The organism is Pseudomonas sp. A2, from assembly GCF_023100865.1.
In the GTDB taxonomy this organism is placed as follows: domain Bacteria; phylum Pseudomonadota; class Gammaproteobacteria; order Pseudomonadales; family Pseudomonadaceae; genus Aquipseudomonas; species Aquipseudomonas asiatica.
The window spans coordinates 1,568,091-1,588,131 of the sequence record NZ_CP039127.1 but is presented as its reverse complement, the minus strand read 5'-3'; the positions used below and the strand labels follow the sequence as shown (position 1 = coordinate 1,588,131).

Genomic DNA, 20,041 nt, shown 5'->3' with positions numbered 1-20,041 from the left:
GGGTTTACCCGCGAAGAGGCCGGTACTGGCGAATCAGAGCTGGCCCAGCACCGGGGTATTCACCTTCACATCGGCATTCTGCGCGCGGTGGCGCAGCAGATGGTCCATCAGCACGATGGCCATCATCGCCTCGGCGATCGGCGTGGCGCGGATGCCCACGCACGGGTCGTGGCGGCCTTTGGTGATGACGTCCACCGGGTTGCCGTCGATGTCGATGGAGCGGCCCGGGGTGGTGATGCTGGAGGTCGGCTTCAGCGCCAGGTGTGCAACGATCGGCTGGCCCGAGGAAATACCGCCGAGGATGCCGCCAGCGTTGTTGCTGAGGAAGCCTTCCGGGGTCAGTTCGTCACGGTGCTCGGTGCCGCGCTGGGCCACGCTGGCGAAGCCGGCGCCGATCTCCACGCCCTTGACCGCGTTGATACTCATCAGCGCGTGGGCCAGTTCGGCATCGAGGCGGTCGAAGATAGGCTCGCCCAGGCCCGGCATCACGCCTTCGGCGACCACGGTAATCTTGGCACCCACCGAGTCCTGGTCACGGCGCAGCTGGTCCATGTAGGCCTCCAGCTCCGGCACTTTGCTCGGGTCAGGGCTGAAGAAGGCGTTCTGCTCCACCGACTCCCAGGTCTTGAACGGGATTTCGATCGGGCCCAGCTGGCTCATGTAGCCGCGCACGGTGATGCCTTGGGTGGCCAGGTATTTCTTGGCGATGGCACCGGCGGCCACGCGCATGGCGGTTTCGCGCGCCGAGCTGCGGCCACCGCCGCGGTAGTCGCGAACGCCGTACTTGTGGTGGTAGGTGTAGTCGGCGTGGGCCGGGCGGAACAGGTCCTTGATCGCCGAGTAGTCCTTGGACTTCTGGTCGGTGTTGCGGATCAGCAGGCCGATCGAGCAGCCGGTGGTGCGGCCTTCGAACACGCCGGAGAGGATTTCCACCTCGTCGGCTTCCTGGCGCTGGGTGGTGTGCCGGCTGGTGCCGGGCTTGCGCCGGTCAAGGTCGTGCTGCAGGTCGGCGAGGGAAATCTCCAGGCCCGGTGGGCATCCATCGACAATGGCGACCAACGCCGGGCCATGGCTCTCGCCAGCGGTGGTGACAGTGAACAGCTTGCCGTAGGTATTGCCGGACATGGACGCTCCGCGAGATCTGCCTGAAGTGAACGAAAGCGGCAGTATACAGATGGATTGATCGCCTGTGCTGGCCTCTTCGCGGGTAAACCCGCTCCCACAGGGTAGTCACAAGATGCGAAAATTGTGCTGTACCTGTGGGAGCGGGTTTACCCGCGAAGAGCCAGTAAAGGCAACCTCCCCTTCGAACCTTCCCGCAAACACTGGGTCAAACCCTCATCTCCCCATGTAGTACCGCATGATGTCGCGCCTCGTCGCCCTCTTCTTCTTGCTGTGCACCGGCCTGGCCCAGGCCGCCGCCCCCACCGTGCTGCAACGCCCGATCGACCTCGATACCGGCCAGGGCGTGCTGCACGGCAGCCTGCTGCTGCCGCAACAGCCAACCCCGCCACCGGTGGTGCTGATCATCGCCGGCTCCGGCCCCACCGACCGAGACGGCAACAACCCGGCGTCAGGCCGGGTCGACAACCTCAAGCGCCTGGCCCTGCTGCTGGCCAACGAACACATCGCCAGCGTGCGCTACGACAAACGCGGGGTGGCCGCCAGCCAGCCGGCCACGCCCGACGAGCGTGACCTGAGCGTGGAGCGCTATGTAGCCGACGTGGTCGCCTGGAGCCGCAAGCTCAAGGCCGACCCGCGCTTCGGCCCGTTGATCCTGATCGGCCACAGCGAAGGCGCGCTGATCGCCAGCCTGGCCGCCGAGCAGGCCGGCGCCAGCGCGGTGATTACACTGGCTGGCAGCGGCCGACCGCTGGCCGACGTGCTGCGCGAACAGCTGGCCCAGCGCCTGCCGCCGGCACAACTGGCCGGCGGCAGCGCCCTGCTCGACCGCCTGCAGGCCGGGCAGACCAGCCTGGAGGTACCGGCGCCGCTGCGTCAGGTGTTCCGCCCTAGCGTGCAGCCCTACCTGATTTCGCTGTTCCAGCAAAACCCGGCGGCGGCCTTCGCCCGCCTGCCCATGCCCGCGCTGATCGTGCAGGGGCGCAACGACGTGCAGGTGGGCGTGATCGACGCCGAACGACTGAAGGCGGCCAAGCCGGATGCACAACTGGTGCTGATCGATGGCATGAACCACATGCTGCGCATCAGCCCCAAGGCGATGAGCCAGCAGCGCGACAGCTACCTCAACCCAGAACTGCCGCTGGCAAGGGAGCTTGGCGAGCAGATTGTGACGTTTATCCAGCATTTGCCTTCTGCCTGACCCTCAGGTCTTGGCCGGTACGGCCGATATTTCAGTATTAGCGGAACTTTGGGGCCTGCTGCGCAGCCCCTGCCGCATGCCCGTACCCAAGGACAAGCCCTGATGACAACCGCCCCCGCCGCCGTAGAGCCAGCCGAAGAGCCCGAGGAAAGCCCTGCCCTGCCCTGGGCCGAGCTGGCCCCCGAACATTTCCAGCTGTTGCGCCTGGCCGCCCTGCCCACCGACCGCAACACCGGCGCGCGGCCCCTGCGCTTCGTGCAGTTCGGCTATGCCGAACGCCACGACAAGGCCCACAGCCTGCTGCGCATGGAAATCCAGCTGCCCGGGCAGAAGGTGCACAAGGAACAGAACCGCCTGGACATTCGCGTCGACCACTCCGCGCGCCTGGTGCGCATTGGCAATGAACATGGCCTGCAACTGGAGCCGCTGAACCGTGGCATCGGCCGCTTCCTGCTGGCCCAGGCCGCGCAATGGCTGCAGCGCAAGTGGTCGCACTACCGGATCGAGGGCATGGCGCTGCCGAGCAAGGATGCGCTGAACGAAGACTCACGCCTGCGTCGTGACCACTGCCTGCGCGGGATGGGTATCGAGGTGGAGTACGAGGACAGCCAGCATCTGAAGGGCCGTACCGTGGAAATGACGGTGGGCGAGCTCAAGGGGGCATGGAACAGCGAGCGCTTGCAGCGAGTGGGGATACTGGATGCTGCCGGCCTGCTGCAGCAGGCTGACCAGCAGTTGCAGGAGAAGGAAGGGCAACTGCGTGAGCGGGATGAACGGGTTGCCAAGTACCAGCGTGAAGACAGCGGGTTGCGCTTTACCATTACCTGCCTGGTGGCGTTTGCGGTGTTCCAGGCGGGGTTGCTGATCTGGATTGCCACGCGCTGAGACCGCGTCGCCTAATTCGCGGGTAAACCCGCTCCCACAGGGTCCGCGTCGCACCTGAGGGCAACGCTATACCTGTGGGAGCGGGTTTACCCGCGAAGAGGCCCTGGAATCAGACCCGGGCCTTGAACAGTTCCTGATGCTGCCGGCACTGCTCGGCGGTCAGCATGAACACCCCGTGCCCACCGCGCTCGAACTCCAGCCAGGCAAAGTCCACCTCGGGGTACAGCGCCTCGACATGCACCTGGCTGTTGCCCACCTCGACAATCAGCAAGCCCTTGTCGGTGAGGTGGTCCGCCGCCTCGGCCAGCATGCGCCGCACCAGGTCCAGGCCATCGTTGCCACAGGCCAGGCCCAACTCGGGCTCGTGGTGGTACTCGGCCGGCATGTCGTCGAAATCTTCGGCATCGACATACGGCGGGTTGGACAGGATCAGGTCGAAACGTTGCCCTGGCAAACCGCCAAAACCGTCGCCCTGCACGGTGTACACGCGCCCGTCCAGGCCGTGGCGTTCGATGTTCTGGTTGGCCACTTCGAGCGCTTCGAACGACAGGTCGGCCAGCACTACCTCGGCCTCGGGGAACACGTCGGCGGCAACGATGCCGATGCAGCCAGAACCGGTGCACAGGTCAAGAATGCGCGCCGGCGCGCTCGCCAGCCACGGCTCGAAGCGTTTCTCGATCAGCTCTCCAATCGGCGAACGCGGCACCAGCACGCGCTCGTCGACGATGAACGACATGCCGCAGAACCAGGCTTCGCCCAACAGGTAGGCGGCCGGCACGCGTTCTTCGATACGGCGCTTGAACAGGTGCTGCAGGCGTACCCGCTCGTCGTCCTCGAGCATGCAGTCCAGATAGCTGTCGGCCACCTCCCACGGCAGGTGCACCGCCCCCAGTACCAGCAGGCGGGCCTCGTCCCAGGCATTGTCGGCACCGTGGCCGAAGAACAGGTCGTGCTCGTGGAAGCGGCTGACCGCCCAGCGGATGTAGTCGCGCAGCGTGCGCAGGCGGGATGTGATCACGGGGTACTCCTAATTCAGACCGGACAAAAGTCTAACAGCCCCACCCGCACATTTGTTCCTTTGCCTTACCCAATGGCTAGCCACAAGCCAGTAACCATGCCGCTTGCGTTGTCAACCATTCCCATTGGCGCCAAGGCAGGGGAGAATAGGTATACAAAAGCCCTATCCAAGGAGCCCTTGATGTCCGTTCCAACCACGATGTTTCGCCTCACTGGCCGCGACTACCCGCCGGCCAAGCTGAGCCACGCCAGCCTGATCATCATCGATGCGCAAAAGGAGTACCTCAGCGGGCCCCTGGCGCTGTCGGGCATGGACGAGGCCGTGGCCAACATCGCCAGGTTGCTCGACGCCGCGCGCAAGAGCGGCCGTCCGATCATCCACGTTCGCCACCTGGGCACTGTCGGTGGCCGCTTCGACCCACAAGGGCCGGCCGGCCAGTTCATTCCGGGGCTGGAGCCGCTGGAAGGCGAAATCGTCATTGAAAAACGCATGCCCAATGCATTCAAGAACACCCAGCTGCATGAGACCCTGCAGGCGCTGGGCCACCTGGACCTGATCGTCTGCGGTTTCATGAGCCACTCCAGCGTCAGCACCACGGTACGCCGCGCCAAGGACTATGGTTACCGCTGCACCCTGGTGGAAGACGCTTCGGCGACCCGCGACCTGGCATTCAAGGATAGGGTGATCCCGGCCGCGCAGATCCACCAGTGCGAAATGGCCGTGATGGCCGACAACTTCGCTTGCGTGGCCCCCACCGCCAGCCTGATCTGAGCGGCTGAGTACAACCGCCCGGCAGCCGGGCGGAACCCGAGGGGCGGCCCCAGGTCGAATTCCGGATATCCACAGAGGAGAGCGGAATGAAGCTCAAAGGCAGTTTCGACGCCAAGCGCCTGCGCCCGCGCGAACCGCGTAACTGGGGTGCCCGCCTGGCGGCCGGCCTGTCGGCCATGCTGGCGACCCTTGGCGTGCTGTTGGCGATGGCCGGCGTTGCTGGCTTGCTGGGCAACTACCCTGCCCTGGCGGAGCTCAATGCCAACGAACCGCTGGCCGGCATCCTCACCGTGGCCGGTTTGCTGCTGCTGTGGCTGGGCGTGCGCTTCTGGCGGCGCAGCCGCATTCGCCTGCGCCGCGGGCGGGAACTGAACCTGTCGCCGCACCTGATGAAAAAACACGATTGAGGCACTGCTGACGCGGTCCCTGTGGGAGCGGGTTTACCCGCGAAAGGGCCGGCACAGGCTGCACAAGGCCCCACAGTCGCGTAAACTACGCCGTCCACGTGGAGGCATCATGCAAGACGACGATTTTTCCCTGTTCAAGGCCGAAGTGCGCGGTGTCAGACCGATCACGCACGACCGCGCCGAAGTCGGCAAGCCCAAGGCCGACCGCCAGAAGCTGGCCGGCCTGCGCCAGGCGGCGACCGTGCGCAGTGACAAGGCGCTGGTGATCGACGGCATGTCCGACCAGTTCGTCATCGACGTTGGCGCCGAAGACGAGCTGCTGTGGCGCCGCGACGGCGTGCAGGAAGGCCAGCTGCGCAAGCTGAAGCTGGGGCAGATCCCGTTCGAGGGCAGCCTCGACTTGCACGGCATGACCGTGGAAAAGGCCCGCGAAACCCTGTGGGATTTCATCGCCGAGGCCACCAGACTGGAAGTGCGCTGCGTGCGGGTTACCCACGGCAAGGCCGCGCGCCTGGACGGCAAGCGCCCGATGATCAAGAGCCACGTCAACACCTGGCTGCGCCAGCACCCGCAGGTGCTCGGTTTTGCCTCGTGCAGCGCCCGCCATGGCGGCACCGGCGCGGTGTATGTGATGCTCAAGCGAACCATGCTCGAAGGCCGCGACGAGTAACGCCGCGCTTGCAGCGCCGCCCTCACCGCCGTACCCTTCGTTTTTGCGATTTTTTCCCACAGGTAGATCCATGTCCCTGGAACAGAACTACACCGAGATCCTCAGCCAGATTGGCGAGGACGTCTCCCGTGAGGGCCTGCTCGACACGCCCAAGCGGGCTGCAAAGGCGATGAAGTACCTTTGCCGCGGTTATGAGCAAACACTGGAAGAAGTCACCAACAACGCGCTGTTCAGCTCTGACAACAGCGAAATGGTGCTGGTCCGGGACATCGAGCTGTATTCGATGTGCGAACACCACATGCTGCCGTTCATCGGCAAGGCGCACGTGGCCTACCTGCCAAAGGGCAAGGTACTGGGCCTGTCGAAGGTGGCGCGCATCGTCGACATGTACGCTCGCCGCCTGCAGATCCAGGAAAACCTCAGCCGCCAGGTTGCCGAGGCCGTGCAGCAGGTAACCGGTGCCGCCGGCGTTGCCGTGGTCATCGAAGCCAAGCACATGTGCATGATGATGCGCGGTGTCGAGAAGCAGAACTCGACCATGATCACCTCGGTGATGCTGGGTGAGTTCCGCGAAAACGCCGCCACCCGCAGCGAGTTCCTCAGCCTGATCAAGTGATTGGCTGCTGACCCCGAGCCGACCCTGCCGGGTCGGCTTTTTCATTTCAGGAGTTGCCCATGATCGTCAAAGCCCTGCGGGTTGGCCTCGGCCAGCTCATCGTGTTCGGCGACTGGATCAGCCGCCCGGCCAAGCGCAAGCGCGACGCCGCCGCCCAGGCCCGCGTCGAGCAAGCGGCCCAGGGCCTGGCGCTGTACCAGTTCCACGCCTGCCCGTTCTGCGTCAAGACCCGCCGCACCCTGCACCGTTTGAACGTGCCGGTGGCGCTGCGCGATGCCAAGAACGACCCAGTGCACCGCCAGGCCCTGCAGGAAGGTGGCGGCCGGGTGAAAGTACCGTGCCTGCGTATTGAAGAAGCGGGCAAGGTGACCTGGATGTATGAGTCCAAGGCGATCATTGCCTACCTGGATGAGCGGTTCGCGTCGGCCTGACCGTTTGCAGGTGGCCTGTACTGGCCCTTTCGCGGGTAAACCCGCTCCCACAGGTACTCCGCTGCCCTCAGGCCCTGTGATTTCCCTGTGGGAGCGGGTTTACCCGCGAAGAGGCCGGCACAGGCTAGAAACTAGCCAACCATCGGCACATGCCGCGGGTGGCTGCTGACCCGCTCCAGCCAGGCCCTCACTGCCGGGTAGTCGGCCAGGTCGAACCCACCCTGCTGCGCCACATGGGTGTAGGCATACAACGCCACATCGGCAATCGAATACTGTTCGCCGACCAGGTACGGCGTCATCTGCAACTGCCGCTCCATCACCTTCAGCGCCTTGTACCCCCCCTTGTGCAGCTTGCGGTATTCCTCCACTCGCTCGTCCGGCAACCCCAGGTAGAACTGGATGAAACGCGCCACGGCAATGTACGGCTCATGGCTGTACTGCTCGAAGAACTGCCACTGCAACACCTGGGTGCGCAGGCGTGGCTCGGTGGGCAGGAACTCGCTGCCATCGGCCAGGTAGTTGAGAATGGCATTGGACTCCCACAAGTAGCTGCCGTCCTCCAGCTCCAGCACCGGTACCTTGCCGTTGGGGTTCATCGCCAGGAACTCGGGCGTTTCGGTCTCGCCCTTGAGAATGTCCACCGGGTGCCATTCATATGGCCGGCCCAGCAGGCTCAACATCAGCTTGACCTTGTAACAGTTGCCCGACTGGTAGTCGCCATAGACCTTGTACATCGCCCCTCTCCCCCTCTATGCCAAAGATCTCGCCTGGCCCTGTAGGAGCAGCCTTGTGCTGCGAAGAGGCCGTTACAGGCGCAGCACCTGCATGGGCTGAAACGGCCTCTTCGCAGCACAAGGCTGCTCCTACAAAAGCGGGCACCATTCTTGTGGCTGCCTGTGCAGTTCTGCATTTTCACCCAATAGTTGGCGACTGTACGGCTAAAAGCAATGGCCGCTGTATGGCAAGGATCAACCTTGCTCGCTGTAGTCTGAAAAAACTGCTTACACCTTTACAAGGATTTTGTTCATGACCGACGCCACTTCCATACGCCTGCGGCCCCTGGCAGACAGCTCCCCGTCGGCGGTGGTCGCCGGCTTCATCGCCATGCTCACCGGCTATACCAGCTCGCTGGTGCTGATGTTCCAGGCCGGCCAGGCAGCCGGGCTGACCACCGCGCAGATTTCCTCATGGATCTGGGCGTTGTCGATCGGCATGGCGGTGTGCAGCATCGGCCTGTCGCTGCGTTACCGCACACCGATCACCGTGGCCTGGTCCACCCCCGGCGCCGCCCTGCTGATCACCAGCCTGGGCGGGGTCAGCTATGGCGAAGCGATCGGCGCCTACATCACCTGTGCCGTGCTGGTGCTGATCTGTGGCCTGACCGGCAGCTTCGAGCGCCTGGTCAAGCGCATCCCGGCCTCGCTGGCCTCGGCGCTGCTGGCGGGTATCCTGTTCAAGATCGGCAGCGAAATCTTCGTTGCCGCCCAGCATCGCACCCTGCTGGTACTGGGCATGTTCTTCAGCTACCTGCTGGTCAAACGCCTGTCGCCGCGTTACTGCGTGCTGGCCGCGCTATTGGTGGGTACGGCGCTGTCCGGCGCCCTGGGCCTGCTGGACTTCAGCGGCTTCCGGCTGGAGATGGCCACGCCGGTGTGGACCACGCCAAGCTTCTCGCTGGCGGCGACCATCAGCATTGGCATTCCGCTGTTCGTGGTGGCGATGACCTCGCAGAACATGCCGGGTGTGGCCGTGCTGCGCGCCGACGGCTACCAGGTGCCGGCCTCGCCGCTGATCTCGGCCACCGGCTTTGCCTCGCTGCTGCTGGCGCCGTTTGGTTCGCATGGGGTCAACCTGGCGGCGATCAGCGCGGCAATCTGCACCGGGCCGCATGCCCATGAAGACCCGGCCAAACGTTATACCGCGGCGGTGTGGTGCGGGATTTTCTATGGCATTGCCGGGGTGTTCGGCGCGACCTTGGCGGCGCTGTTTGCGGCGCTGCCGAAAGAGCTGGTGCTATCGATTGCGGCGCTGGCGCTGTTCGGCTCGATCATGAACGGGCTGACCGTGGCAATGAGCGAAGCGCGCGAACGGGAGGCGGCGGTGATTACCTTCATGGTGACCGCTTCGGGGCTGACCTTGTTCTCGATCGGCTCGGCGTTCTGGGGGATTGTGGCGGGGGTACTGGCCTTGATGATCCTCAACCCGCGCAGGGCCTGAAGGTATTTGTTGCCTGTACTGGCCTCTTCGCGGGTAAACCCGCTCCCACAGGGATCACACAATATTCAGCATTGTGGTATTCCTGTGGGAGCGGGTTTACCCGCGAAGGGGCCGGTACAGGCAACACAAGCCCCAGGTCCAGATCACAACCTGAAATGCCCCACCATCCCCTTCAGGTCGGTACCCAGCTGCGCCAGCTCGATACTCGACCGGGCATTATCCTGCATCGCCAACGCCGCCTGATCGGCACTACCACGGATCTGCGTGACACTGCGGCTGATCTCTTCTGCCACCGAGCTCTGCTGCTCGGCCGCCGCGGCAATCTGCTGGTTCATCTGCTGGATCAATGACACCGCCGCCGCGATACTGCCCAGCGCGCTTTCGGTTTGCAGCGCATCGGCCACCGCCAAACGCACCAGCTCGGTACTGCCGCGAATCTGCGCCACCGACTGCTGGGCATTGCCCCGCAGGCTGGCGACCAAGGTCTCGATCTGCTCGGTAGACTGCCGGGTACGCCGCGCCAGCGCACGCACCTCGTCAGCGACCACGGCAAAGCCACGCCCCTGCTCACCCGCGCGGGCGGCTTCGATAGCAGCATTCAGCGCCAGCAGGTTGGTCTGCTCAGCCACGCTCTTGATCACTTCCAGCACGTCGCCAATGGTGTGGATCTCGGCACTGAGGCTGTCGATACCGGCGCTGGCCGTCTCCGCCGCCGACGCCAGTTGCTCGATGCGCTGCATGCTCTGGCGCACCACCTGTTGCCCGGAATCAACCTTCTCATCCGCAGCCTGGGCCGCCTGCGCCGCCTCTTCGGCATTACGCGCCACATCGTGCACGGTGGCGGTCATCTGCTGCATGGCGGTAGCCACCTGCTCGGTCTCTTCCTTCTGGCTGCCCACCTCGCGGTTGGTCTGTTCGGTCACCGCCGACAGCGCCTGCGCATTGCCGGCCAGTTGCTCGATGCCCTGCTGCAAACCGCTGACAATGCCCGACAGGCCAGCCGCCATCTGCTGCATGGCCTGCATCAGCTGCCCTACTTCGTCACGACGTGGTGCCTGGGCGTCGAAGCTCAGCTCGCCGGCAGCGATGCGCTGGGCGCGGGCAATCACATGCTTGAGCGGGCCGACCACGGCGCGGGTGATCAGCCAGGCTGCCAGCACACCTACCAGCAGCGCCAATGCGGTAGCCAGGCCGATGGCCACGGCATTGCGTTGCAGTTCGCCCTGCAGGGCCTGCTCCTGCCCCAGGTAAGCCTGGTCGACCCGGTTGGTGACTTGCTCGGCACTGGCCTGCAACTGCGCCTTCAAGCCCTGCTCGCGGGCCAGTTGGTCCGTGTATTCGTTAAGCTTTTCCGAGAAGCTACCAATGTGCCCCGCCACTTCGCCCAACACACTCTGGTAGCCGGCATCGCTGACAGCGCCCTGCAACTGGCTAACCAGGCTGGCGGCCTCTACAGTCTGGGCGATGCGTTCCTGGCTGACGCCCTCTTCGCCCTTGCGGCTTTTTTCCAGGCGTACCCGCGCTTCGTCCATGGCCTGCAGCATCAGCCGCGACACCTGCGCCACCTGCGCGGCCTGCTCGAGGAACGCGCCGCCCTGCTGGCCCTGGGACTGCTTGAGGGTATACACGCCGTCATCGGCCAGGCCGGCCTGCAGTACGTCGAGGTTATTGGCCACGCTGGACACCGACCAACTGGCCATGTCCAGCGCCAGCTCCTTGGCCTGCACCGCCTCGACAAAGGCCTCGAACGCCTGGCCATAGGCTGCCAGGTCGGTTTCCGCCGCCGCCAGCGCCGGCAGGCCACGGGCGCGTTCGACCAGGCCCTGCAAGCCGCTGCGCAAGGCCTCGGCCTGCTGCAGGTCGGAGCGCAGGGCAAATGCCTGCTCGTGCTGGCGCAAGCGCAGCAGGTCAGTATTGAACTGGGCCAGCTGGCGCAAGCTGTCGAAGCGCTGGCCAACGCTGTGCAACGCGGCAATGCCAATGCCGGCCACCGCCAGGGTCAGCACCAGCACCAGGGCAAAGCCCAGGCCGAGTTTGCGTGCCATGCCCAGGTTCGCCAGCACACCGTGCTTGCTCGTGCCCATGCCGATTCCCCTTCTGCGTGCGAGGTTATCCCGAAGGCCAAGGGTGGCAACGTTGCCAGCCGATGAACAAGGGCCTGACGTCAGAATAGTGTCAAATAGCTATGAGCGTGTCGCTATCAGCTTGGCAGAGGTCGCCCTGCGTGCTGAAGGAAGGCCTGGGCGCGGGAGTCCTGCCCGTAAGCGACATTGATGCGCAGCCAGGCGCTGGCCGCGCCCTGGTAATCGAAGGCGCTGCCGGGGGTGAGCAGCACGTCGTGTTCCAGTGCAAGGCGCTCCAGGCTGGCAAAATCGCGGCCTGGCACCCGGGCCCAGACGGTTGTAGTAGCCGGGGTTTTCCACAAGGACCGTGTCGCCCGGACGCAGCAGGGTGCGCACCAGCAGGTCCAGGCCGTGGCTGGCGCCGTGGGTGGTGAGGATACGTTCGGGGCCGGCGGCGATGCCCAGCTGCGCCAGGCGCTTGTGCAGCTGTTGGCGCAGGCTGGCCAGGCCCAGGGGTGGGCAATAGTCGAACAGGTCCTGCGGGTTGCCACGGCTTACCTGACGCACTGCCTGGGCCAGCTCGGTGGCCGCGCGCCAACGTTCGCTGGTTTTGAGCAAACAGTTAAGCATAAAGGGTTGGCGGTGTGTCTGGTGATGGGGGTGGGCTGGCATCAGAGTGGGCAGGCCCGACCCTTTCGCGGGTGAACCCGCTCCCACAGATCGCACCCAACCCGAGAGCGGTGCAGTACCTGTGGGAGCGGGTTTACCCGCGAAGAAGGCCACATCGATATCGGCTCAGATCGCCGTAGCCCCACCATCCACTGCCAGGCAATGCCCTGTGGTAAACGCCGCGCCATCACTGCACAGGTACAGCACGGCGCTGGCAATTTCCTCGACCTTGCCAATGCGCCCCACCGGATGCATGGCAGCGGCAAACTCGGCCTTGCGTGGGTCGGCCTCATAGGCGCGGCGGAACATGTCGGTGTCGATCACCGCCGGGCACACCGCATTCACCCGGATGCCCTTCTTGGCGTATTCGATGGCCGCCGACTTGGTCAGGCCGATCACCGCGTGCTTGGAGGCGCTGTAGATGCTCATCTTCGGCGCCGCGCCCAAGCCCGCCACCGAAGCGGTATTGACGATGGCCCCACCGCCCTGGGCCAACAGCAACGGCAGCTGGTACTTCATGCACAGCCACACACCCTTCACGTTGACGCCCATGATGGCATCGAACTCCGCCTCGCTGCCCTCGGCCAGGCGGCCCTGCTCTATCTCGATACCTGCGTTGTTGTAGGCATAGTCCAGCCGGCCATAGGCGGCGATCAGGCGCTCGTGCAGTTGGCGCACCTCGGCGTCACGAGTAACGTCGCAGGCAATGAACAGCGCCTCCCCGCCCGCAGCGTGGATCAGGGCCACAGTGGCCTCGCCACCGGCCGGGTCGAGGTCGGCCACCACCACCTTCAGGCCCTCCTGGGCGAAAGCCAGGGCGGTTGCCCGGCCGATGCCGGCGGCGCCGCCGGTGACCAGGGCTACCTGGCCGGAAAAGGTCATGCTCATCGCGTGCTCCAAAGCGTGCTTGGTGGGGTTCAGAGCATAGTCAGCCACCACCCGCCCGGGCAGCATCATCACCCCACCGGTTGGGCTACCATGCTTGTCAGTGATGTTAAGGACCTGCCTACATCAACAGGGTAGATTTGACGCCTCCCCCTTCCATTGCCCACAAGGACCCGCCATGACCAACACCAACCGCCGCTTCCTGCTCGCCAAACGCCCGGTCGGCGCCGTGCGCCGTGACGACTTCAGCTTCGAGACCGTGCCCGCCGAACAACCCGGCGAAGGCCAGGTGCTGGTGCGCAACCTGTACCTGTCGCTGGACCCGGCCATGCGCGGCTGGATGAACGAAGGCAAGTCCTACATCCCGCCCGTGGCCCTGGGCCAGGTGATGCGCGCGCTGGGTGTTGGCGAGGTTGTTGCCTCCAACCATCCCAGTTACAAGCCGGGCGACCATGTAAGCGGCGCCCTTGGCGTGCAGGACTACTTCACTGGCGAACCCCAGGGCCTGCACAAGATCGACCCCAACCTGGCGCCCCTGCCCCGCTATCTGTCGGCGCTGGGCATGACCGGCATGACCGCCTACTTCGCCCTGCTGGACGTCGGCCAGCCCAAGGCCGGTGACACCGTGGTCATTTCCGGCGCGGCTGGCGCGGTGGGCAGCATTGTCGGGCAAATTGCCAAGATCAAAGGCTGCCGCGTGGTCGGCATTGCCGGCGGCGCCGAGAAGTGCCAGTACCTGAAGGACGAACTGGGCTTTGATGGGGTGATCGACTACAAGGCCGAAGACGTGCTGGCCGGCCTGAAGCGCGAATGCCCCAAAGGCGTGGACGTGTACTTCGACAACGTCGGCGGCGACATCCTCGACGCCGTGCTGACCCGCATCAATTTCAAGGCACGCATCGTGATTTGCGGCGCGATCAGCCAGTACAACAACAAGGAAGCGGTGAAAGGCCCGGCCAACTACCTGTCGCTGCTGGTGAACCGCGCGCGCATGGAAGGCTTCGTGGTGATGGATTACGCCAAGGATTACGGCAAGGCCGCGCTGGAGATTGCCGGGTGGCTGGCCAGCGGGCAGGTGAAGAGCAAGGAGGATGTGGTGGAAGGGCTGGAGACCTTCCCCGAGACCTTGCTGAAGCTGTTCAGTGGGGAGAATTTTGGCAAGTTGGTGCTGAAGGTTTGAGATTGAGGTAGCCAACACTGGCCTCATCGCCGGCAAGCCAGCTCCCACAGGTACAGCGCCACCGTCGAGCCCGACGCTGTACCTGTGAGAGATTACCCAGCCCTTTTGGGCTGCGCTGTCGCGCAGAGAACAAATATCGCTCGTCTGACGCGTCCTTTGTAGGAGCAGCCTTGTGCTGCGAAGAGGCCGGTACAAGCAACAGACAGGCTTTGTCAGTACCGACCTCTTCGCAGCACAAGGCTGCTCCTACAGAACCTCGCCGAACCAATGAGTCATGTGTTGTTCTATGAGAGCTGGCTTGCCGGCGATTGGGCCGCACAGCGGCCCCGGCGATAACTGCAGCACCGCGTTCGCAGCGCGTCAGACTTTCCTGAACCTTGCCCCCACCGCTTCAGCTTGAAGCAGCAAGCGAACTATCCTACGCAGCGGTCGGAAGCAGCTGAATTGTCGGGGAAATCCCTCAGGGATAACTTCACCGGGTCGCCATGTTGGTGACCGGGTGTGAGAACCTGTTATGCACTGCTGCTCCACTGTTCAATGGCAGCCATTCGCGGGCAGGCTTCGGCTTGGCCGGCGTCAGTGCACCGGTTTCTCACCCCGCGCAATGGCTGCCACCTTTGTCCGTGAGAAAGATCCGGGTGGTTGCTCCTCATCACGCACTGGATTTTCACCATGAAAAAGTACATCCCCTCCCCCATCCTCACCGCAGGCCTGGAAACCTTCCTCGAAGCTGGCAACCCCACCCTCGACCTGCTCCGCGTACAACCCGGCATACCGATCGATGATGCCTACGAGCACGTGTCAGTCCTGCTGGGCTACATCAAGCACCTTGTACGCGAAGGCGACATGGAAGATGACCACAAGCTGCTGGGCTCAGCCGATTACCTGCTGGCCATGGCCAAGGCCCTGATGAACGACATCGAACTGGCCAAGAACAAACTGCACTGACAGGCTTTGTGGGAACAACCCAAAATACAAAAGCTGACTCGCCCGCTCCCACAGGTCCAGCTCTGCCTGTGAGGCTGCGCTCTTCTGTGGGAGCCGGCTTGCCGGCGATCACCGCCAAAGGCGGTGCATGCACCAAGCCAAACAAAAAAGGCCAGCACTCTCGTGCCGGCCTTTCTTCACAACGCGGGCTACTTCTACTTACCCACGAATCTCCGCCACAACCGCAGCCAACGCCTGCGCCGGGTCGGCAGCCTGGCTGATCGGCCGGCCGATCACCAGGTAATCCGAACCCGCATCCAGTGCCTGGCGCGGGGTGAGGATACGGCGCTGGTCATCCTGCGCGCTGCCCGCCGGGCGAATGCCCGGGGTCACCAGTTGCAGCGACGGGTGCGCAGCCTTCAGTGCCGGGGCTTCCAGCGCCGAGCACACCAAACCGTCCATACCAGCCTTCTCGGCCAGCGCCGCCAGGCGCAGCACCTGCTCTTGCGGGTCGACATCCAGGCCGATACCGGCCAGGTCTTCACGCTCCATGCTGGTCAGCACAGTCACGCCAATCAGCAACGGCTGCGGGCCGCTGCGCTTGGCCAGCTCTTCGCGGCAGGCCGCCATCATGCGCAGGCCACCGGAGCAATGCACGTTCACCATCCACACACCCATCTCGGCCGCAGCCCTCACCGCCATGGCGGTGGTGTTGGGGATGTCGTGGAACTTGAGGTCCAGGAACACTTCGAAGCCCTTGTCGCACAGGGTTTCGACAATGCCCGAAGCACTGCTGGTGAACAGCTCCTTGCCAACCTTCACCCGGCACAGCGCAGGGTCAAGCTGGTCAGCCAGCTTCAGGGCGGCCTCACGGGTAGGGAAATCCAGGGCGACGATCAGGGGCGTCTGGCAGGCGGACATGGGCAGGGTCTCTTGGCAAGTCGAAAACGGCGCGCATTGTAAACGAAGTGGCGCAGGCTTTGGGGCCCGCGGGTCACGGAATTGGCCCGACAGTGGCTGGCTCCTATAATTGAACCAACGGAACGGGCAATTGCTCAAGATTTGTACAAGCGCTGCCCATCACCAGCAAAGGAGAACGACAATGCCCTGGTATGCCTGGCTGATACTCATCATAGCCCTCGGCTCGATCGTCGGCGGGCTGATGCTGCTGCGCGACACCGCAAAAAAACTGCCACTGACCGAAGAACAGCTGCGCAAGGTACATGAGCGCAATGCCGAAGCGGATGCCAAGGATGCGCAGGACCGCTAGCACCCCCGCTGGTCGCTGGCACGATCTGACCGCTGATACGGTCCATGTACCGTCGCAAGGCCGCTTTCATAGAATTGCACATAACTCATTGAATCAGCAGGGTCCCTGTGGGAGCGGCTTTAGCCGCGAATACCGGCGCAGCCGGTGCCATGCACCGCGTTTGGTTGTTCGCGGCTAAAGCCGCTCCCACAGGGTACGCAGACCGCTTTTGGATTCAGTTCTCTGAATTGAATCTTTATCAAAGGCAGGGCCAGGACACAAACCCCAGCCCCCTCCCCCTATTCCACCATCACCTTGTCCCGGTTACGCTCCAGCAACGCATTACCAATCCCCTTGATCTCCAGCAGCTCATCCACCGAAGCAAACGGCCCATTGGCCTCCCGGTAGGCCACTATGGCCTCAGCCTTGGCCTTCCCGATCCCGTTCAACTCCTTCTGCAAAGTAAGCGCATCAGCCGTGTTCAGGTCCAGCCGCTGCGGCTGCTGGGCCTGCTGCGGGGTTACCACCGGCACCGGCTCGGCCATCGCCGTGGTGCTGGCCGGGGCGGCGCTAAGGGAAAAGGACAGGCTGGCGAACAGCGGCAGCAGCAAGTACGACAGAACGTTGTTACGCATGGTGAACACTCCTGGGTTGGTCATTTTCCAGCAGCCGGTTTCCTTCAGCTGCGCAATCAACCCTAGCGGCTCTGCCGTTTTGCAAAAAGGCACTCGACCCAGTTAATCGTTACCGAATCCGACATTAAAAAAGGCAACTTCGCCCACCCAAAAGCAATGGCTTTACGCCACTATTCAGGATAAGTTTATGAAATAAAGGCGATAGCAAATCGCCGCTAGGTAAATTCCCGTTTATCTAAGGTTTCATTCAGACCAAAAGAGGTTGTTTTTCCTACAACCCTTGCCGGACAAGGCCCCAGCCCATTCGTCGTATGTCTCGGTTGTATTGACTTTATTGGCATGATGTCTGAATAACATCAAACAATCGTTTTTTTTGATGTAACCTTCAAAATAGGATCCAATCGCCCGATAGATTTGGGCAAATTCGGGCGATCAGCGGAAAAAAACGTGCCACATGGGATGTCATCTTGATGACGAAATGATAAATTTGCGGTCATTGGACAACCGCTACGCTTGAAGGATCCGAGCCACATGAATTTTTCTTCACCACCTTCAAAGCCCCCCGTTCGCGCTTGCGTGTGTGGAGCCCCCTAGGCCACTCCCCCCGGCCGATTTGCGCAATACCTGTGATCTGCACCCCGTAAACACCAGATCCAATCGCCTTTACTCAATACACAGAAGACCGTCGCCGTGTCCCTCAAGACCCTCACCGTATTTGGCACCCGCCCAGAGGCCATCAAAATGGCCCCCCTGGCCCTCAACCTTGCCCAAGATGACCGTTTCGAGTCGCGTGTTTGCGTAACTGGCCAGCACCGCCAGATGCTCGACCAGGTACTGGAGCTGTTCGAGATCACGCCCGACTATGACTTGAACATTATGAAGCCCGGTCAGGACCTGACCGATGTGACCACTGCCATCCTGCGGGGTCTCAAGCCTGTGCTGGCTGAGTTCAAGCCCGACGTGGTACTGGTGCACGGCGACACCGCAACAACCCTGGCCACCAGCCTGGCCGCGTACTACCAGCAGATTCCGATTGCCCACGTGGAAGCCGGCCTGCGCACTGGCAACCTTTATTCGCCATGGCCGGAAGAAGGCAACCGCCGCCTGACGGGCGCGCTGGCCGCACTGCACTTCGCGCCCACCTCCACCTCGCAGGACAACCTGCTGCGTGAGGGCACCGACGCCACGACCATCTACACCACCGGCAACACCGTGATCGACGCGCTGCTGGAAGTGGTCCGCAAGCTGGAAAGCCCCAAGCTGAAAAGCCAGTTCGAAAACCAGTTCAGCTTCCTGAACCCCGAGCGCCGCATGGTGCTGGTCACCGGCCACCGCCGCGAAAACTTTGGTGGCGGTTTCGAGCGCATCTGCCAGGCGCTGGTGCAAACCGCGCGTCAATTCCCTGATGTGGACATCGTCTACCCGGTACACCTCAACCCGAACGTGCGCGAACCGGTCAACCGTCTGCTGGCCGACGTCAACAACATTCACCTGATCGAGCCGCTGGATTACCTGCCGTTCGTTTACCTGATGACCCGTTCCTACCTGATCCTGACCGACTCCGGTGGTATCCAGGAAGAAGCCCCTGCCCTGGGCAAGCCGGTACTGGTCATGCGTGACACCACCGAGCGCCCGGAAGCCGTGGCCGCCGGTACCGTCAAGCTGGTGGGTACCGACGTGGCTTCGATCACCGAACACCTGGCGAAGCTGCTCACCGACGATGCGACCTATAGCGAGATGAGCTTCGCCCACAACCCCTACGGCGATGGAAAAGCGTGCGCGCGAATCCTCGACGCACTTTCCAACTTCTCCCGTTCCAAGGAAGTAGCATGAGCTTCAGCAAGATTTCCGTCGTAGGCCTGGGCTATATCGGCCTGCCAACCGCCGCCGTTTTCGCCGCCCGCAAGAAGCAAGTGATCGGTATCGATGTAAACCAGCACGCAGTCGACACCATCAACCGTGGCGAAATCCACATCGTCGAGCCTGAGCTGGACATGGTGGTACACGCCGCCGTAACCGAAGGCTTCCTGCGTGCCTCCACCGTTCCGGAAGCTGCCGATGCCTTCCTGATCGCCGTGCCGACCCCGTTCATAGATGACCACCAGCCGGACCTGAGCTACATCGAATCCGCCAGCAAGGCCATCGCGCCCGTGCTGAAAAAGGGTGACCTGGTCATCCTGGAGTCCACCTCCCCGGTCGGCGCCACCGAGCAGATGGCCTTCTGGCTGGCACAGGCCCGCCCCGACCTGAGCTTCCCGCAAACCCACGGCGAAGACTCCGACATCCGCGTTGCCCACTGCCCTGAGCGCGTACTGCCAGGCCATGTGCTGCGCGAGCTGGTGGAAAACGACCGCATCATCGGCGGCATGACCAGGAAGTGCTCCGAAGCGGCCGTACGCCTGTACCGCACCTTCGTTGAGGGCGAGTGCATCGTCACCAACGCCCGCACCGCCGAAATGTGCAAGCTGACCGAAAACAGCTTCCGCGACGTGAACATTGCCTTCGCCAACGAACTGTCGATCATCTGCGACAAGCTGGACATCGACGTGTGGGAGCTGATTCGCCTGGCCAACCACCACCCGCGCGTCAACATCCTGCAGCCAGGCCCTGGCGTGGGCGGCCACTGCATCGCCGTCGACCCCTGGTTCATTGTCAGCCAGACCCCAGAACAGGCGCGCCTGATCCGCACCGCTCGCGTGGTCAACGACAGCAAGCCCGAGTGGGTGATCGACAAGGTCAAGATGGCCCTGGCCAACTTCCTGATCAAGAACCCAGGCAAGTCGGCCCAGCAAGTGAGAATTGCCTGCTACGGCCTGGCCTTCAAGGCCGATATCGACGACCTGCGCGAAAGCCCGGCCCTGAGCATCGCCGAGCGCCTGGGCAATGAGCTGGAAGCCACCCTGCAACTGGTGGAACCGAACATTGAAGCCTTGCCGCAGCGCCTGGCGCGCCACGAGCATGTGGCGTTCGACTACGCGCAGGATAGCGCCGACATCCACGTACTGCTGGTGAAGCACCGCGAATTCCGCGGCACCTTCAATGTACGTGAAGCAGCATTCGTGATCGACGCCGCTGGCGTCACCCAGGCTTGATGG

At 63.4% G+C, this 20,041-nt stretch carries 20 protein-coding genes and 1 pseudogene; 13 read left to right on the top strand and 8 right to left on the bottom strand.

The features are described from left to right. Nucleotides 1-33: 33 nt before the first annotated feature. Entirely contained in the window at nt 34-1,125 is a 1,092-nt protein-coding gene (aroC, locus tag E5221_RS07390) for a chorismate synthase (RefSeq protein ID WP_061552392.1), read from the bottom strand. A gap of 235 nt (nt 1,126-1,360) precedes the next feature. Here aroC and E5221_RS07385 point away from each other — a divergent pair, with 235 nt between their 5' ends. Then, nucleotides 1,361-2,323 carry an alpha/beta fold hydrolase gene (locus E5221_RS07385; protein ID WP_038409098.1) on the top strand — a complete coding sequence of 321 codons (963 nt, stop codon included), beginning with the start codon at nt 1,361-1,363 and terminating at the stop codon, nt 2,321-2,323. 102 nt (nt 2,324-2,425) lie between these two features. Then, on the top strand, nt 2,426-3,208 hold the full coding sequence (locus tag E5221_RS07380) for a hypothetical protein (RefSeq protein WP_182328573.1): 783 nt from the start codon (nt 2,426-2,428) through the stop codon (nt 3,206-3,208). A 109-nt stretch (nt 3,209-3,317) separates the two neighbouring features. Here the strand turns inward: E5221_RS07380 and prmB are convergent, their stop codons facing one another. Then, nucleotides 3,318-4,226 carry a 50S ribosomal protein L3 N(5)-glutamine methyltransferase gene (gene prmB, locus E5221_RS07375; protein WP_247847085.1) on the bottom strand — a complete coding sequence of 303 codons (909 nt, stop codon included), beginning with the start codon at nt 4,224-4,226 and terminating at the stop codon, nt 3,318-3,320. Between the two features lie 180 nt (nt 4,227-4,406). On the opposite strand from prmB, the gene E5221_RS07370 reads away from it, so the two are divergent. The 5 genes from E5221_RS07370 to E5221_RS07350 all read left to right on the top strand — a co-directional run bounded on the left by E5221_RS07370 (nt 4,407) and on the right by E5221_RS07350 (nt 7,121). Further along, nucleotides 4,407-4,997, top strand: coding sequence for a cysteine hydrolase family protein (locus E5221_RS07370; RefSeq protein ID WP_015269349.1), 591 nt, complete (start codon nt 4,407-4,409; stop codon nt 4,995-4,997). Nucleotides 4,998-5,083: 86 nt separating this feature from the next. Beyond that, nucleotides 5,084-5,404, top strand: a complete 321-nt coding sequence (locus E5221_RS07365; RefSeq protein ID WP_247847084.1) for a hypothetical protein — start codon at nt 5,084-5,086, stop codon at nt 5,402-5,404. Nucleotides 5,405-5,513: 109 nt separating this feature from the next. Then, complete coding sequence (locus tag E5221_RS07360; RefSeq protein ID WP_247847082.1) at nt 5,514-6,074, top strand: Smr/MutS family protein; 561 nt, start codon at nt 5,514-5,516, stop codon at nt 6,072-6,074. A gap of 70 nt (nt 6,075-6,144) precedes the next feature. Beyond that, a complete protein-coding gene (gene folE / locus E5221_RS07355; protein ID WP_013971502.1) occupies nt 6,145-6,690 on the top strand; it encodes a GTP cyclohydrolase I FolE in 546 nt (181 codons plus the stop codon). A gap of 59 nt (nt 6,691-6,749) precedes the next feature. Further along, on the top strand, nt 6,750-7,121 hold the full coding sequence (locus tag E5221_RS07350) for a glutaredoxin (protein ID WP_003260822.1): 372 nt from the start codon (nt 6,750-6,752) through the stop codon (nt 7,119-7,121). 131 nt (nt 7,122-7,252) lie between these two features. Here E5221_RS07350 and E5221_RS07345 read toward each other — a convergent pair whose 3' ends face one another. Next, the gene (locus tag E5221_RS07345) at nt 7,253-7,855 is read right to left on the bottom strand and encodes a glutathione S-transferase family protein (RefSeq protein WP_013971500.1); all 603 of its coding nucleotides are present in this window, start codon (nt 7,853-7,855) and stop codon (nt 7,253-7,255) included. A 292-nt stretch (nt 7,856-8,147) separates the two neighbouring features. On the opposite strand from E5221_RS07345, the gene E5221_RS07340 reads away from it, so the two are divergent. After that, nucleotides 8,148-9,338, top strand: a complete 1,191-nt coding sequence (locus E5221_RS07340) for a benzoate/H(+) symporter BenE family transporter (protein ID WP_054572721.1) — start codon at nt 8,148-8,150, stop codon at nt 9,336-9,338. A gap of 143 nt (nt 9,339-9,481) precedes the next feature. Here the strand turns inward: E5221_RS07340 and E5221_RS07335 are convergent, their stop codons facing one another. From E5221_RS07335 to E5221_RS07325, 3 genes and pseudogenes are all read right to left on the bottom strand, one after another. After that, nucleotides 9,482-11,422 (bottom strand): methyl-accepting chemotaxis protein, encoded by a 1,941-nt coding sequence (locus E5221_RS07335; protein WP_247847081.1) that lies wholly within the window; start codon nt 11,420-11,422, stop codon nt 9,482-9,484. Between the two features lie 315 nt (nt 11,423-11,737). Continuing rightward, nucleotides 11,738-11,983, bottom strand: a pseudogene (locus E5221_RS07330) (aminotransferase class I/II-fold pyridoxal phosphate-dependent enzyme); the annotation flags it as partial. Nucleotides 11,984-12,196: 213 nt separating this feature from the next. After that, entirely contained in the window at nt 12,197-12,958 is a 762-nt protein-coding gene (locus tag E5221_RS07325) for an SDR family oxidoreductase (protein ID WP_039614939.1), read from the bottom strand. 175 nt (nt 12,959-13,133) lie between these two features. Here E5221_RS07325 and E5221_RS07320 point away from each other — a divergent pair, with 175 nt between their 5' ends. Together E5221_RS07320 and E5221_RS07315 are read left to right on the top strand one after the other, a co-directional pair. Beyond that, entirely contained in the window at nt 13,134-14,135 is a 1,002-nt protein-coding gene (locus tag E5221_RS07320) for an NADP-dependent oxidoreductase (protein WP_085721740.1), read from the top strand. A gap of 672 nt (nt 14,136-14,807) precedes the next feature. Further along, nucleotides 14,808-15,083 (top strand): DUF3077 domain-containing protein, encoded by a 276-nt coding sequence (locus E5221_RS07315; protein WP_247847080.1) that lies wholly within the window; start codon nt 14,808-14,810, stop codon nt 15,081-15,083. Nucleotides 15,084-15,281: 198 nt separating this feature from the next. Here the strand turns inward: E5221_RS07315 and pyrF are convergent, their stop codons facing one another. Continuing rightward, the gene (pyrF, locus tag E5221_RS07310; RefSeq protein ID WP_015269338.1) at nt 15,282-15,983 is read right to left on the bottom strand and encodes an orotidine-5'-phosphate decarboxylase; all 702 of its coding nucleotides are present in this window, start codon (nt 15,981-15,983) and stop codon (nt 15,282-15,284) included. Nucleotides 15,984-16,164: 181 nt separating this feature from the next. Here pyrF and E5221_RS07305 point away from each other — a divergent pair, with 181 nt between their 5' ends. Continuing rightward, nucleotides 16,165-16,332, top strand: coding sequence for a DUF2897 family protein (locus E5221_RS07305; RefSeq protein WP_010952850.1), 168 nt, complete (start codon nt 16,165-16,167; stop codon nt 16,330-16,332). Between the two features lie 278 nt (nt 16,333-16,610). Here E5221_RS07305 and E5221_RS07300 read toward each other — a convergent pair whose 3' ends face one another. Beyond that, nucleotides 16,611-16,946, bottom strand: a complete 336-nt coding sequence (locus E5221_RS07300) for a ComEA family DNA-binding protein (protein WP_247847079.1) — start codon at nt 16,944-16,946, stop codon at nt 16,611-16,613. A gap of 690 nt (nt 16,947-17,636) precedes the next feature. Between E5221_RS07300 and wecB the strand changes: the two genes are divergently transcribed. Together wecB and wecC are read left to right on the top strand one after the other, a co-directional pair. Then, entirely contained in the window at nt 17,637-18,779 is a 1,143-nt protein-coding gene (gene wecB / locus E5221_RS07295; protein ID WP_282189725.1) for a UDP-N-acetylglucosamine 2-epimerase (non-hydrolyzing), read from the top strand. Next, a complete protein-coding gene (wecC, locus tag E5221_RS07290) occupies nt 18,776-20,038 on the top strand; it encodes a UDP-N-acetyl-D-mannosamine dehydrogenase (RefSeq protein WP_247847078.1) in 1,263 nt (420 codons plus the stop codon). The genes wecB and wecC overlap by 4 nt, the downstream gene beginning before the upstream one ends. Nucleotides 20,039-20,041 lie beyond the last annotated feature (3 nt).

What these genes read in the sequence shown, in the direction of transcription:
- wecC (WP_247847078.1), top strand. Translation starts at nt 18,776, where the DNA reads ATGAGCTTCAGCAAGATTTCCGTCGTAGGCCTGGGCTATATCGGCCTG.
- E5221_RS07320 (WP_085721740.1), top strand. Translation starts at nt 13,134, where the DNA reads ATGACCAACACCAACCGCCGCTTCCTGCTCGCCAAACGCCCGGTCGGC.
- E5221_RS07360 (WP_247847082.1), top strand. Translation starts at nt 5,514, where the DNA reads ATGCAAGACGACGATTTTTCCCTGTTCAAGGCCGAAGTGCGCGGTGTC.
- E5221_RS07325 (WP_039614939.1), bottom strand. Translation starts at nt 12,958, where the DNA reads ATGAGCATGACCTTTTCCGGCCAGGTAGCCCTGGTCACCGGCGGCGCC.
- E5221_RS07385 (WP_038409098.1), top strand. Translation starts at nt 1,361, where the DNA reads ATGATGTCGCGCCTCGTCGCCCTCTTCTTCTTGCTGTGCACCGGCCTG.
- E5221_RS07340 (WP_054572721.1), top strand. Translation starts at nt 8,148, where the DNA reads ATGACCGACGCCACTTCCATACGCCTGCGGCCCCTGGCAGACAGCTCC.
- E5221_RS07380 (WP_182328573.1), top strand. Translation starts at nt 2,426, where the DNA reads ATGACAACCGCCCCCGCCGCCGTAGAGCCAGCCGAAGAGCCCGAGGAA.
- folE (WP_013971502.1), top strand. Translation starts at nt 6,145, where the DNA reads ATGTCCCTGGAACAGAACTACACCGAGATCCTCAGCCAGATTGGCGAG.
- E5221_RS07315 (WP_247847080.1), top strand. Translation starts at nt 14,808, where the DNA reads ATGAAAAAGTACATCCCCTCCCCCATCCTCACCGCAGGCCTGGAAACC.
- E5221_RS07335 (WP_247847081.1), bottom strand. Translation starts at nt 11,422, where the DNA reads ATGGGCACGAGCAAGCACGGTGTGCTGGCGAACCTGGGCATGGCACGC.
- pyrF (WP_015269338.1), bottom strand. Translation starts at nt 15,983, where the DNA reads ATGTCCGCCTGCCAGACGCCCCTGATCGTCGCCCTGGATTTCCCTACC.
- E5221_RS07305 (WP_010952850.1), top strand. Translation starts at nt 16,165, where the DNA reads ATGCCCTGGTATGCCTGGCTGATACTCATCATAGCCCTCGGCTCGATC.
- E5221_RS07350 (WP_003260822.1), top strand. Translation starts at nt 6,750, where the DNA reads ATGATCGTCAAAGCCCTGCGGGTTGGCCTCGGCCAGCTCATCGTGTTC.
- aroC (WP_061552392.1), bottom strand. Translation starts at nt 1,125, where the DNA reads ATGTCCGGCAATACCTACGGCAAGCTGTTCACTGTCACCACCGCTGGC.
- E5221_RS07370 (WP_015269349.1), top strand. Translation starts at nt 4,407, where the DNA reads ATGTCCGTTCCAACCACGATGTTTCGCCTCACTGGCCGCGACTACCCG.
- E5221_RS07365 (WP_247847084.1), top strand. Translation starts at nt 5,084, where the DNA reads ATGAAGCTCAAAGGCAGTTTCGACGCCAAGCGCCTGCGCCCGCGCGAA.
- E5221_RS07345 (WP_013971500.1), bottom strand. Translation starts at nt 7,855, where the DNA reads ATGTACAAGGTCTATGGCGACTACCAGTCGGGCAACTGTTACAAGGTC.
- E5221_RS07300 (WP_247847079.1), bottom strand. Translation starts at nt 16,946, where the DNA reads ATGCGTAACAACGTTCTGTCGTACTTGCTGCTGCCGCTGTTCGCCAGC.